Source organism: Paracoccus sp. DMF, assembly GCF_004407025.1.
Classification (GTDB): Bacteria; Pseudomonadota; Alphaproteobacteria; order Rhodobacterales; family Rhodobacteraceae; genus Paracoccus; species Paracoccus aminovorans_B.
Genome location: NZ_SOKV02000032.1, coordinates 25,558 through 37,776 on the forward strand (window position 1 = coordinate 25,558; position 12,219 = coordinate 37,776).

Consider the following 12,219-nt stretch of genomic DNA (forward strand, 5'->3'; position numbering starts at 1 on the left):
CTTGGCTGCGCGATCCCTGTCATTCGTAGCCACGCCCCGGGGCCTTGGAAAGCCCGATGCTCTTGCGACGGGGCGGAATCCGGGCAAGATGCGGGCATGAGCGACGATCCCCGGCTGAGCCTCCGCCTGCATTTCGACTCCGGCCTGACCTTCGGGCGCGGCAAGGCCGATCTCTTGCAATTCATCGACGAGGAGGGCTCGATCTCGGCCGCCGGGCGGCGGATGAAGATGAGCTATCGCCGCGCCTGGTCGCTGGTCGAAGAGATGAACGGTCATTTCGACGCGCCGCTGGTCGACAGCAGCCGGGGCGGCGCCAAGGGCGGCGGCGCGCAACTGACCGCGCGCGGGCGCGCGGTGCTGGCCGACTACCGGGCGCTGGAGATGCTGCTGCGCGACCAGGGCGCCGAGGCGCTGGCGCGGCTGCGCGCCGGGCAGCGTTCTGTTCCGGCGTAAATAACGGTTGCCAGCGCCGGCGGGCGGCGGTTATGTCCATTCGGACACATTGAACGGAGCTTTCCATGCGCCTGCCCCTGATTGCCGCCGCGCTGGTCGCGCTGGCCCCCGCTGCCCATGCCGACGAGATCACCATCTTCGCCGCCGCCAGCCTGAAGGACGCGCTGGACGGCATTGCCGCGCAATGGCAGGAAAGCAACAAGGACGACACCGTGGTGATCTCTTATGCCGGCAGTTCGCAGCTGGCCAAGCAGATCCAGCAGGGCGCGCCGGCCGACCTGTTCATCTCGGCCTCGACGGAATGGATGGATGCGGTGCAGGATTCGGGCGACATCGACGCCGCCACGCGCAAGGACCTACTGGGCAACACGCTGGTCCTGGTCGGCACCGGCACGCCCGCCGCGGCACCGGTGACCGAACTGCCGGCGCTGCTGGGCGAGCGCAAGCTGGCCATGGCACTGGTCGATTCCGTGCCCGCCGGGCAATATGGCAAGGAGGCGCTGACCAAGCTGGGCCTGTGGGACAAGGTCGAGGGCCAGGTCGCCCAGGCCGACAACGTCCGCGCCGCCCTGAAGCTGGTCGCGACCGGAGAGGCGCCGCTGGGCATCGTCTATGGCAGCGACGCCGTGGCCGAAAAGGGCGTGGGCGTCATTGCAACCTTCCCCGAGGACAGCCACGAAAAGATCACCTATCCCGCCGCCGTGACCAAATCGGCCGACACGCCGCAGGCGAGCGCCTTCCTTGACAGCCTGTCGCAAGAGCCGGCAAGGTCGATCTTTGAATCGCAAGGCTTTACCGTCACGCCATGAATCCGACCGACTGGCTTGGCCCTCAGGAATGGCAGGCCGTGCGCCTGTCCCTGCGGGTGGCCAGCGTCGCGACGCTCGCCAGCCTGCCCCTTGCCGTGGCCGTCGCCTGGCTGCTGGCCCGGTGCCGGTTTCCGGGACACGGGCTGCTCAGCGGCCTCGTGCACCTGCCGCTGATCCTGCCGCCGGTGGTCACCGGCTATCTGCTGCTGGTCAGTTTCGGCACCCAGGGCCCGATCGGCAGCCTGCTGAAGCCCCTGGGCATCGTCTTTGCCTTTCGCTGGACCGGCGCCGCGCTGGCCTGCGGCATCATGAGCTTTCCGCTGGTCGTGCGCGCCATCCGGCTGGGGTTCGAGGCGGTGGACCCCAAGCTGGAACAGGCGGCCGCCACCCTGGGCGCGCCGCGGGCCTGGATCTTCCTGACCGTGACCCTGCCGCTGATCCTGCCCGCCATCCTGGCGGGCGCCACGCTGGGCTTTGCCAAGGCGATGGGCGAATTCGGCGCCACCATCACCTTCGTCAGCAATATCCCGGGCCAGACCCAAACGCTGCCCTCGGCCATCTATGCGCTGCTGCAGACGCCGACCGGCGACGCGGCGGCGTTGCGGCTGGTCGTGGTCTCGGTGGTGATCGCCATGGCGGCGGTGCTGGTCTCGGAATGGCTGGCGCGACGCATGGCCGCGCGCATCGCCGGGGCGCGCTGATGCTTCAGGTCGATTTCCGCCGCGACTTTCCTGGGCTGGCGCTGGAGGTGGCCTTTCAGGCGCCGGTCGGGGTGACGGCGCTGTTCGGGCCGTCCGGTTGCGGCAAGACCTCGACCGTCAATGCCGTCGCCGGGCTGCTGCGGCCCGCTTCGGGGCGCATCGCGCTGGACGGCCGGGTGCTTTACGACGCCACGACCGACCTGCCGCCGCAGGCGCGGCGCATCGGCTATGTGTTTCAGGACGCGCGGCTTTTCCCGCATCTGACGGTTGCCGCGAACCTGCGCTATCCCGCGCGCTGGCGGCGCGGCGCAGCGCCCGACTTCGACCGCATTGTCGAGATGCTGGCGCTGGCGCCCCTGCTGAAACGCCGTCCCGCCACGTTGTCGGGGGGCGAGCGCCAACGCACCGCCATCGGTCGCGCCCTGCTGTCTGACCCGGCGCTTCTGGTCATGGACGAGCCGCTGGCCGCGCTGGACGATGCCCGCAAGGCCGAGATCATGCCCTGGCTGGAACGGCTGCGGGACGAGATCCGGCTGCCGATGCTTTACGTCAGCCATTCGGTGCCCGAGGTGCTGCGGCTGGCCAATACCGTGGTGCTGATGGATCGCGGCCGGGTCAGCCACGCCGGGCCGCTGGCCGGGATCCTGGCCGATCCCACGCTGGCGCCGCGCCTGGGCGCGCGCGAGGCCGGCGCCCTGATCCGGGCCCGCGTCGAAGGGACCGAGCCGGACGGCATGATCCGCGTCGCCACCGCCGCCGGGCCGATGCTGCTGCCCGGCCCGCTGCCGCAGGGCCCCGAGATGCGGCTGCGAATCCTGGCGCATGAGGTGATCCTGTCGCGGCATGTGCCGCAGGGGCTCTCGGCGCTGAACGTGCTGCCGGTGCGGGTGACGCGCATCGACGGCGGGCTGGTGCAGCTGGCCGCGGGCGATGAGCGGATGCTTGCGCAGGTCACCGAACGCTCGGTCAAGGCCTTGGAATTGCAGCCCGGGCTTGCCTGCCATGCCATCGTGAAATCGGTCTCGGTCCTGCCCAGCTAGGCCGCGCGCGGCTTTGTCATTTGCGCGCCCGCCGCGAATCCGCTTATGCTGGCCGCAAAAAACATGAGGGCAGTATGAACAGGTTTCTCAAGCTCGCCATCGTCGGGCTGGTCGCCTCGTGCGGGGGCGGCGGGAACTACAAGGCACCGCGCAATCTGGAAAACGCCTGCCTGCTCGCCAGCGAGCGTCCGGCCTATATGCGCGCCATGAAGCAGACCGAGCGGCGCTGGGGCGTTCCGATCAACGTGCAGATGGCGACGATCCACCAGGAATCGAAATTCATCGGCGATGCCCGCACCCCGCATCGCTATGCGCTGGGAATCATCCCGATGGGGCGGCAGAGCTCGGCCTATGGCTATAGCCAGGCGCTGGACGGCACCTGGGACGAATACCGCAAGGAAACCGGCAACCGCGGCGCGCGGCGCGACAATATCAGGGACGCGACCGATTTCATGGGCTGGTACATGGACGGCACGGCCAAGCGGCTGGGCGTCTCGAAACAGGATGCCGGCGCGCAATACCTGGCCTATCACGAGGGACGGAACGGCTTCGCCAACGGCTCGCATCGCGGCAAGCCCTGGCTGGTCAGCGTCGCGGGCAAGGTCCAGGCCCGGTCCGAGCTTTACCGGATGCAACTGGCGACCTGCCGCTGATCCGGGTCGCCCGCCCTAGCGGCGGCGGGCGATCTCGTTCTCGATGGCGAAGGTCGAGGGCTTAAAGGACACGCCGGTCTTCATGTCGCCCAGGATCACCGTGGTGCGCTTGCCGGCCTGGTCGGTGACCACCCATTGCCGCAGCTGCGTCGGGTTGGCGGTGAACACCATCTGGATATTGCCGTATTCCGGGTGCTGCGGGTCCTGCGCGGTAACCACGGTGCTGTTCTCTTTCTCGCTATAGCCGGTGACCATGCGGGCCTGGCCCAAGTTGATGTTCGGCGCCAGGATCAGCGACAGCGGCGTCTTCGACAGCGGATATTGCTGCGGCCCGCCGCGCGACTTGCCGTCGAAGACCGCGACCTGCCCGGCCGAGGCCAGCACCAGCGTGCGGTCGCCCTTGTATTCGAAGCGCACCCGGTTCGGGCGCTGGATATAGACCGTCCCGGTGGTGATGCTGCCATCGGCATTGACCTGGGTGAAGTCCGACATGGCGGTCTTCAGGCCATTGAGATAGCGCGAGATCTCGTTCAGCGGGATCTTCTCGGCCATGGCGGGGAAGGCCATGGCAAGGGCAAGGACGGGCGCGAGGGCGAGCGATTTCAGTTTCATGCCGGGGATGATAGCGGTTCTCCAAGGACTTGCACATCACGATCGCCGGATGCGCGCCCGGCCCAACGCTGACGCCGGCGTGAGCGTTCCCTAAAGCGGCCGCCCGGTCAGCAGGCGCGGCATCGGCTCCAGCGACAGGCCCGCCGCCTGGCGCATGAAGCCGCGCCGCAAGGGCGGCAGCGCATCGACCAGCCCCATGCCGATTTCCCGCGCCGCCCGCAGCAGCGGATTGCCATTCGAAAACAGGGTGTTCACCCCGTCCATGCCCAAGGCCAGCAGCGTCGCGTCGGGCCGGCGCCAGTCCTGATAGCGCGCCAGCACCGGGTCGGTGCCGATATCCTCGCCGCGGCGGCGGGCGGCGACCAGCACCTCGGCCAGGGCGGCCACGTCGCGCAGCCCCAGGTTCAGTCCCTGCCCGGCCACCGGATGCACGCCATGCGCCGCGTCGCCGACCAGCGCGACACGGGGCGCGACATAGCGCTCGGCCAGGGTCAGGTTCAGCGGATAGCAGAATCGGGGACCGGCCAGCCGGATCTCGCCCAGGAAATCGCCGAAGCGCGGCCGCAGCACCTCAAGGAATTGTGCGTCGGGCAGCGCCATGATCTCGCGGGCGCTGGCCTCGGGCTCGGACCAGACGATCGAGCTGCGGTTGCCGGGCAGCGGCAGGATCGCCAGCGGCCCGCCGGGCATGAAGAACTGATGCGCGGTGCCCTGGTGCGGCAGGTCGTGATCGACCGCCGCGACCAGCGCGATCTGGCCATAGTCGCGGCCCAGCCGCTTGATCCCGGCCCGCCGCGCCACGCCGGATTGCCGGCCGTCGGCGCCCACCAGTAGGCGCGAGACCAGCACGCGCCCATCCGACAGCGTGCTGCGGATCGCCGCCGCCTCGGGCTGCTGGCCGGTCACCGAAACGCCCGGCAGATGCGTGACCCGCCCCGCCATCGCCGCCAGCAGGGCGCGATAAAGGAACCTGTCTTCAAGCATATAGCCCAGGCGGCCTTCCTCGATCTCGGCGCCGTCGAAATGCAGGCCGAAGGGGCCGGGACCACTGCCCGGAACGCCCTGCGTCGCCTCGACCCTGCGGATCTCCTGCGCATGGCGGGCCAGCTCCGGCCACAGCCCCAGCGCCGCCAGCAGCCGCTGCGAGGCCAGCGCCAGCGCATAGGCCCGGCCGTCGAAGGCGTCGCCGGCGCGGGCCTCGGCGGGCCGTGCATCGGCCACGGCCACGCTGAGCCCGGCATCGGCCAGGGCCAGCGCCAGGGCCGGGCCGTTCAGCCCGCCGCCGGCGATCACGATGTCGAAATCCGTCGTCATGGCGCGCATAATGCTGCTTGGCCGGGCAATGTCCATCGGTCATTGCGCCCATGCCTGCGGCATTGCGGCAAACCCCTTGCCGGGCTAGCGTGTGCGATATTGCAAACAGGTTTTTCAGGGGTAACGGCATGGACTGGCTCAAGGCATCGGCGGCGGAACAGGGGCGGGCGATCCTGGCCGGGCTCATCAGCCCGCTGGGGCAGGTCGAAGCCTATCTCGATGCCGCCGGCCGCCATCCCTATGGCCGCCGGATCTATGCCCGGCTGACCCCCGAACGTGCCCGGGCCGAGGCCGTCGCCGCCCATGACCGTGCCCGCGCCGGGCTGCGGCGCGGGCTCTTGGACGGCGTGGCGATCAGCTGGAAGGACAATATCGACAGCGCCGGCACCGCGACCGAGGCCGGCTCGCGCCTGCTCGCGGGCCGCACCCCCGAACGCGACGCTGCCATCCTGGCCGGCGCCACGCTGGACGGGCTGGTCTGCCTGGGCAAGACCCACATGACCGAGCTGGCCTTTTCCGGGCTGGGCGTGAACCCGATGACGGCGACGCCGCCGAACAGCATCGACCCCGCGCTGGCACCGGGCGGCTCCAGCGCGGGGGCGGCGGTCTCGGTGGCGCTGGGGCTGGCGGCGGCGGCCATCGGCAGCGACACCGGCGGCTCGATCCGGGTGCCGGCGGCCTGGAACGGGCTGGTGGGCTTCAAGCCGACCACCGGCGCGGTGCGCTCGGACGGCGTGCTGCCGCTGTGCCGGCAATTCGACGTCGCCGGCCCCATCGCCCGCACGGTCGAGGATTGCGCCGAGCTTTTCGCCGTCCTGCGCGGCGAGCCCGCCCCCGACCTGACCGAGCCGCCGCGCGGCCTGCGGCTGATGGTGCTGGAGGGCGTGCCCTTCGACGACGCGCGCGAAGGGCCGGTCGCGGGATTCGAGGACGCGCTGCGCCGCCTTGCCGCCGCGGGCATGCGCATCACCCATGCCGCGCCGCCCTGCGTGGCCGAGGCCATGGCGCTGTCGCCCACGCTGTTCGCGCCCGAAGCCTATGGCATCTGGCGCGACCAGATCGAGGACGCGCCCGAGCTGATGTATCCGCCGATCCTGGAACGGTTCCGCGGCGGCAAAGACGTGCTGGCCGCCGATTACGTCGCCGGCTGGGAAGAGCTGCACCGCCTTCGCGCAGACTGGCAGCGGCTGGTCGCCGGCTTCGACGCCGTGGTCCTGCCCACCGCGCCGATTCTGCCGCCGGCGGTGGACCGGCTGCTGTCCGAGCCCGAGTTCTTCGCGCGCGAAAACCTGCTGACGCTGCGCAACACCCGGATCGGCAACCTGCTGGGCCTGCCGGCAATCAGCCTGCCCACCGGCCATCACGCCTGCGGCATCATGCTGATGGGCCGGGCGGGGGGCGACCGCGCGCTCTTGGTCGCGGCCAGCGCCGCCGAGGCCGCGCTGCGCTAGCGACCCGGATTTTCCGGGCAAATCCGGGCAAAACCCCCGGGCTTGGCCCGCGAAACTCTGGACGCATCCGGGGAATGCCGGTAGTCTTGCGGCAAACGGGGCGCAACGACCCCGACGAGAGAGGCAGTCATGGCAATACCCGAGCGGTTCTCGAACCTGCCGGATTATGCGTTTCCGCGCCTGCGGAAACTGCTCGCCGGGATCGAACCCGGCGGCGATCCCCTGATCCTGACCATCGGCGAGCCGCGCCACGACATGCCCGCTTTCGTCGGGCCGATCCTGCAGGACAGCTTGGCGGACTTCGGCAAATACCCCGCGAACGAAGGCACGCCGGAACTGCTGGCGGCGATCTCGGGCTGGCTTGCACGCCGGCACGGGCTGGAGGTGGCGCCCGAGCGGATCATGGCGCTGAACGGCACGCGCGAGGGGCTGTTCAATGCCGGCCTCGCCCTGTCGCCCGAAACGAAGAACGGCCAGCGCCCGGCGATTCTGATCCCGAATCCGTTCTACCAGGTCTATGCCGTCGCCGCCGCCGCCGTCGGTGCCGAGCCGGTGTTCGTGCCGGCCACCGCCGCGACCGGCCACATGCCGCGTTTCGCCGACCTGCCCGCCGAGGTGCTCGACCGCACGACCATCGCCTATCTGTGCTCGCCCGCCAATCCGCAGGGCGCCATCGCCGGCGAGGATTACCTGGAAGACCTGATCGCGCTGGCGGATCGCCATGATTTCCTGGTGTTTTCCGACGAATGCTATTCCGAGATCTGGCGCGACGCCCCGCCGCCCGGCGCGCTGGCCGTGGCCACGCGCATGGGGCTGGCCGACCGGGTGGTGATGTTCAACTCGCTGTCGAAACGCTCGAACCTGCCGGGGCTGCGCTCGGGCTTTGCCGCCGGCGGCGCGGGGCAGATCGCCCAGATGCGCCGGCTGCGCAGCTATGCCGGCGCACCGCTGCCGCTGCCGTTGCAGCGCGTCAGCGCCGCCGCCTGGGGCGACGAGAGCCATGTCGACGAAAGCCGCGCGCTCTATCAGCAGAAATACGCCATCGCCGACCGGGTGCTGGGCAATGTGCCGGGCTATCAGCCGGTCGCAGGCGGCTTCTTCCTGTGGCTGCCGGTGCCTGAAAGCGTCGGCGACAGCGAGGATGCGGCCAGGAAGCTTTGGGCCGAGGCCGGCATCCAGGTCCTGCCCGGCGCCTATCTGGCGCGGGACGGCGCGGGCGGAAATCCGGGGCGGAACTTCATCCGCGTCGCGCTGGTGGCTGCGGCCGACCAGACCGAGGCGGCGCTGAACCGCCTGAAAAATTGTCTGTATCAAGGGGGTTGACGCATGGCGAGCTGGCAGGCGAAACACCGCGATCCGCTGTTTGACCAAAGCACGCAGGCCGCGCTGGAGCGGCGCGGCAAGGAATTGCTGGGCGCGGGCCTGGTGATCCTGGGCGTGCTGATCGCGATGATGCTGCTCAGCTATTCGCCCGACGATCCCAGCTTCATGTCGGCGACCGACCAGCCGGCGCAGAACTACCTGGGCCGCTTCGGCGCCTATGTCGCCTCGGCGCTGTTCATGATTACCGGTTATGGCACCTGGGTGCTGGTCGTCGGCGCCGTGGCCTGGGGCTTGCGGCTGATGCTGCACCGGGGCGAAGAGCGGCTGATGCGCGGCATCTTCCTGCCCATCGCCATGGTGCTGGTCTCGATCTATGCCACCTCGCTGACGCCGCCCGTGGGCTGGACGCAAAGCTTCGGCCTGGGCGGGCACCTGGGCGACATGCTGATGGGCGGCATGCTGTCCGCGATGCCGATGAAGGCCTCGATCGCCATCAAGGTGCTGGCGCTGCTGACCGCCGCCGGCGCCGCGGCCTTCCTGGCCTTCGTGCTGGGCTTCGACCGCAAGGAGCTGACAGTCATCGGGCATTTCCTGCGCGAGGGGCTTTCGACCGCGCGCATCCTGGCGCTGCATGCGGTGGATCGCGGCGCGCGGCTGTCCTCGGGCGCGGCGCAGCAGATCAAGACCCGCGCCGAGGCGCGGCGCGACCGCGTCAGCCGCGCCGGCGCGGCCGCGCTGCCGCAGGCGGCTGCCGTGCGGCCGGCCATTCCCGTGCCGGCGCCGCATATCGCGCCCTATCGCGATGATTTCGCGCCGGAATCCGAGCTGATCGAGCCCGAGACCCATTATGCCGAGGACGACGAGCCGCCGCCGGCCGAGGAGATCAGCGCCCGCATCAGCGACGCGATCCGCAGCCGCAACGAGGGCAAGGCCTCGCTGCTGTCGGCCGTGACCGCGCGGCTGACCGGCGCCCGGGCGTCCCTGCCCCGCGCCGAGCCGCCGCTGAGCGCCGAGGACGACGACCTGCCCGAGCCGGCCACCGCCACCCCCTTCGGCGCCGAGACGCCGCGCGTGGTGGTGCCGCCGAAGAGGCCTGCCCCGTCGCGCCAGGCGCTGGCCGAGGCCGAGCCCTCGATGCGTTTCGACGAGGTCTCGAATCCCTATGAGAATCCGCCGCTGTCGTTGCTGGCCGCGGCAGAAACCGTGCAGCGCCATCAGCTGAGCCAGGAGGCGCTGATGGAAAACGCCCGCATGCTGGAGGCGGTGCTGGACGATTACGGCGTCAAGGGCCAGGTGACCGAGGTGCGGCCGGGTCCGGTGGTGACGCTTTACGAACTGGAGCCGGCGCCGGGGCTGAAGGCGAGCCGGGTGATCGGCCTCGCCGACGACATCGCGCGGTCCATGTCGGCGCTGTCGGCGCGGGTCTCGACCGTGCCGGGGCGCAGCGTCATCGGCATCGAGCTGCCGAATGCGCGGCGCGAAAAGGTCGTTCTGCGCGAGATCCTTGCCTCCAAGGCCTATGGCGACGGCACCCAGCCGCTGCCGCTGGCACTGGGCAAGGACATCGGCGGCGGGCCGGTGGTGGCGAACCTGGCCAAGATGCCGCATCTGCTGATCGCCGGGACCACCGGCTCGGGCAAGTCGGTCGCGATCAACACCATGATCCTGAGCCTGCTCTACAAGCTCTCGCCCGAGGAATGCCGGCTGATCATGATCGACCCCAAGATGCTGGAACTGTCTGTTTACGATGGGATTCCGCATCTGCTGAGCCCGGTCGTCACCGATCCCAAGAAGGCGGTCGTCGCGCTGAAATGGGTCGTGGGCGAGATGGAGGAACGCTATCGCAAGATGTCCAAGATGGGCGTTCGCAACATCGAGGGCTACAATGGCCGCGTGCGCGAGGCGCTGGACAAGGGCGAGCTGTTCAAGCGCACCGTGCAGACCGGCTTCGACGAGGATACCGGCGAGCCGGTGTTCGAGACCGAGGAATTCCTGCCCGAGACCTTCCCCTATATCGTTGTGATCGTTGACGAAATGGCCGACCTGATGATGGTGGCGGGGAAAGAGATCGAGGCCTGCATCCAGCGGCTGGCGCAGATGGCGCGGGCCAGCGGCATCCACCTGATCATGGCGACGCAGCGGCCTTCGGTCGATGTGATCACAGGCACGATCAAGGCGAACTTCCCGACCCGGATTTCCTTCCAGGTCACGTCCAAGATCGACAGCCGCACCATCCTGGGCGAGCAAGGCGCCGAGCAGCTGCTGGGCCAGGGCGACATGCTTTACATGGCCGGCGGGTCCAAGATCACCCGCGTGCACGGCCCCTTTGTCAGCGACGAGGAGGTCGAGGAAGTCGTCAATCATCTCAAGAGCTTCGGCCCGCCCAGCTATATGTCGGGCGTGGTCGAGGGACCGGACGAGGAGCGCGCCGACAGCATCGACATGGTGCTGGGGCTGTCCACTGGCGAGGGCGGCGATGCCGAGCTTTACGACATGGCCGTGGCCATCGTCGCCAAGGACCGCAAGTGCTCGACGAGCTATATCCAGCGCAAGCTCGCCATCGGCTACAACAAGGCGGCGCGGCTGGTCGAGCAAATGGAGGAGCAGGGCGTGGTCAGCCCGGCGAACCATGTGGGCAAGCGCGAGGTACTGGTGCCGGAAGTGTGATCACAAAGTTTCGCAGATTTGGGCCGGGCATTTTGCCCGGCCTTTTTCGTGGCGCAACGGCAGCGTGCGTTGCGCGGTGCACGAGGGCGCTGCCCGGTTGCCGGAATCCCAGCAAATGCTGGGATTTTCGCTGTGACAGCCGTGCACGGGGCGTACACCGTGCGTACACAGGGCATAGGCCGTCAGGGGGTCAGGCGGCCGAGATGCAGCGCCAGGGCCTCGGCCGCGGCGGGACGGATCACCGAGCCGTGGGTTTCGTCCGGATGCGGGCGGTGGATCAGTTCGAGCCCCGGCAGATCGGCGAGCGCGTCGAGGATCGGCGGGCGGCGGTCGCCGGAGTTGGCGACCAGCAGCGGCCGCGCCGGGTCGAGCCGGCCGCCCGCCGCCAGCACGCCGCCGCGAAAGGCCGCCGCCTCGCGCAGGGGCTCGCCGGCGTTCCACCAGGTCGAGGGATCGGCCGCGGCATAGCGCGCGAAAAGCCCCGGCCGGGTGAAGAGCGTGTGCAGCACGAAGAGCCCGCCCAGCGAATGGCCGAAGAGCGTCAGCGCCGAAAGATCGACCAGGTGGTCGCGCCGGAGGCGCGGCAGCAGGTCGTCTGCGATCAGGGCGAGGAAGGCGTCCTGCCCGCCGGTCGGCCGCTCGCCCGGGCCGCGCAGGCCGGGTTGCGGCGGCACCGGCGCCTTGCCGGGCGAGGTCAGGTCGAACCAGCGCCGGGTGGTGTCGTTGCGGGTCTCGACCGGATAGCCGATGCCGACCAGCATCACCGGCTCATGCGGGGCCGTCTGCTCGCGCAGATGCCACAGGGCGGGGAAACTGGCGTTGCCGTCCAGCGCCAGGATGGCGGAATAGCCGGCGGCGGGCGGCGGCACGGCGGGCAGGCCCAGGAAGATGCGCCAGGGCTTGCCCGCGGGGCCGATTTCGAACCGGGTGGCGCGGGGATCGACGATGCGCTCGGCCGGCTGCTGGCCGCGCGGGCGCCGGTCCTGCGCCCGCGCCGTGCCGATGGCAAGCGCGGCGGCAAGGGCGCCGGCGATCACGCTGCGGCGGGGAATTCGGGTCATCTTGGCCTCCGTTGCTTCGGTCGCCGGACTGGCGGAAGCGGGCTGGCTCCGGGCAGGATTGGTTAACCAGCCCGGCGGCCGGACACAACCCGAAGGCGCGGCCTAGGCTCCAGACTCATTAACTTTAGAGCCAGA

At 69.8% G+C, this 12,219-nt stretch carries 11 protein-coding genes; 8 read left to right on the forward strand and 3 right to left on the reverse strand.

Features of this window, described 5'->3' with window-relative positions:
• Positions 1–96: 96 nt before the first annotated feature.
• From E3D03_RS15075 to E3D03_RS15095, 5 genes are all read left to right on the forward strand, one after another.
• Positions 97–453, forward strand: a complete 357-nt coding sequence (locus tag E3D03_RS15075) for a winged helix-turn-helix domain-containing protein (protein ID WP_263567619.1) — start codon at positions 97–99, stop codon at positions 451–453.
• 65 nt (positions 454–518) lie between these two features.
• On the forward strand, positions 519–1,262 hold the full coding sequence (gene modA, locus E3D03_RS15080; RefSeq protein ID WP_263567620.1) for a molybdate ABC transporter substrate-binding protein: 744 nt from the start codon (positions 519–521) through the stop codon (positions 1,260–1,262).
• Positions 1,259–1,963 carry a molybdate ABC transporter permease subunit gene (modB, locus tag E3D03_RS15085; protein ID WP_263567621.1) on the forward strand — a complete coding sequence of 235 codons (705 nt, stop codon included), beginning with the start codon at positions 1,259–1,261 and terminating at the stop codon, positions 1,961–1,963. Before modA ends, modB begins: the two co-directional genes overlap by 4 nt.
• A complete protein-coding gene (gene modC / locus E3D03_RS15090; protein WP_263567627.1) occupies positions 1,963–3,003 on the forward strand; it encodes a molybdenum ABC transporter ATP-binding protein in 1,041 nt (346 codons plus the stop codon). The genes modB and modC overlap by 1 nt, the downstream gene beginning before the upstream one ends.
• Positions 3,004–3,077: 74 nt before the next feature.
• Positions 3,078–3,656: a hypothetical protein gene (locus tag E3D03_RS15095; RefSeq protein ID WP_062561753.1), complete on the forward strand. Its 579-nt coding sequence runs from the start codon at positions 3,078–3,080 to the stop codon at positions 3,654–3,656.
• A 15-nt stretch (positions 3,657–3,671) separates the two neighbouring features.
• Here the strand turns inward: E3D03_RS15095 and E3D03_RS15100 are convergent, their stop codons facing one another.
• Positions 3,672–4,268 (reverse strand): LolA family protein, encoded by a 597-nt coding sequence (locus tag E3D03_RS15100; protein WP_263567622.1) that lies wholly within the window; start codon positions 4,266–4,268, stop codon positions 3,672–3,674.
• Positions 4,269–4,358: 90 nt separating this feature from the next.
• Positions 4,359–5,582, reverse strand: coding sequence for a UbiH/UbiF/VisC/COQ6 family ubiquinone biosynthesis hydroxylase (locus E3D03_RS15105; RefSeq protein ID WP_263567628.1), 1,224 nt, complete (start codon positions 5,580–5,582; stop codon positions 4,359–4,361).
• A gap of 128 nt (positions 5,583–5,710) precedes the next feature.
• Here E3D03_RS15105 and E3D03_RS15110 point away from each other — a divergent pair, with 128 nt between their 5' ends.
• From E3D03_RS15110 to E3D03_RS15120, 3 genes are all read left to right on the forward strand, one after another.
• Entirely contained in the window at positions 5,711–7,033 is a 1,323-nt protein-coding gene (locus E3D03_RS15110) for an amidase (RefSeq protein WP_263567623.1), read from the forward strand.
• 129 nt (positions 7,034–7,162) lie between these two features.
• Positions 7,163–8,356 (forward strand): aminotransferase class I/II-fold pyridoxal phosphate-dependent enzyme, encoded by a 1,194-nt coding sequence (locus E3D03_RS15115; RefSeq protein ID WP_263567624.1) that lies wholly within the window; start codon positions 7,163–7,165, stop codon positions 8,354–8,356.
• Between the two features lie 3 nt (positions 8,357–8,359).
• Positions 8,360–11,023 (forward strand): DNA translocase FtsK, encoded by a 2,664-nt coding sequence (locus E3D03_RS15120; RefSeq protein ID WP_263567625.1) that lies wholly within the window; start codon positions 8,360–8,362, stop codon positions 11,021–11,023.
• A gap of 182 nt (positions 11,024–11,205) precedes the next feature.
• On the opposite strand, the gene E3D03_RS15125 is transcribed toward E3D03_RS15120, so the two are convergent.
• Positions 11,206–12,084: an alpha/beta hydrolase gene (locus E3D03_RS15125; RefSeq protein WP_263567626.1), complete on the reverse strand. Its 879-nt coding sequence runs from the start codon at positions 12,082–12,084 to the stop codon at positions 11,206–11,208.
• Positions 12,085–12,219: the final 135 nt, after the last annotated feature.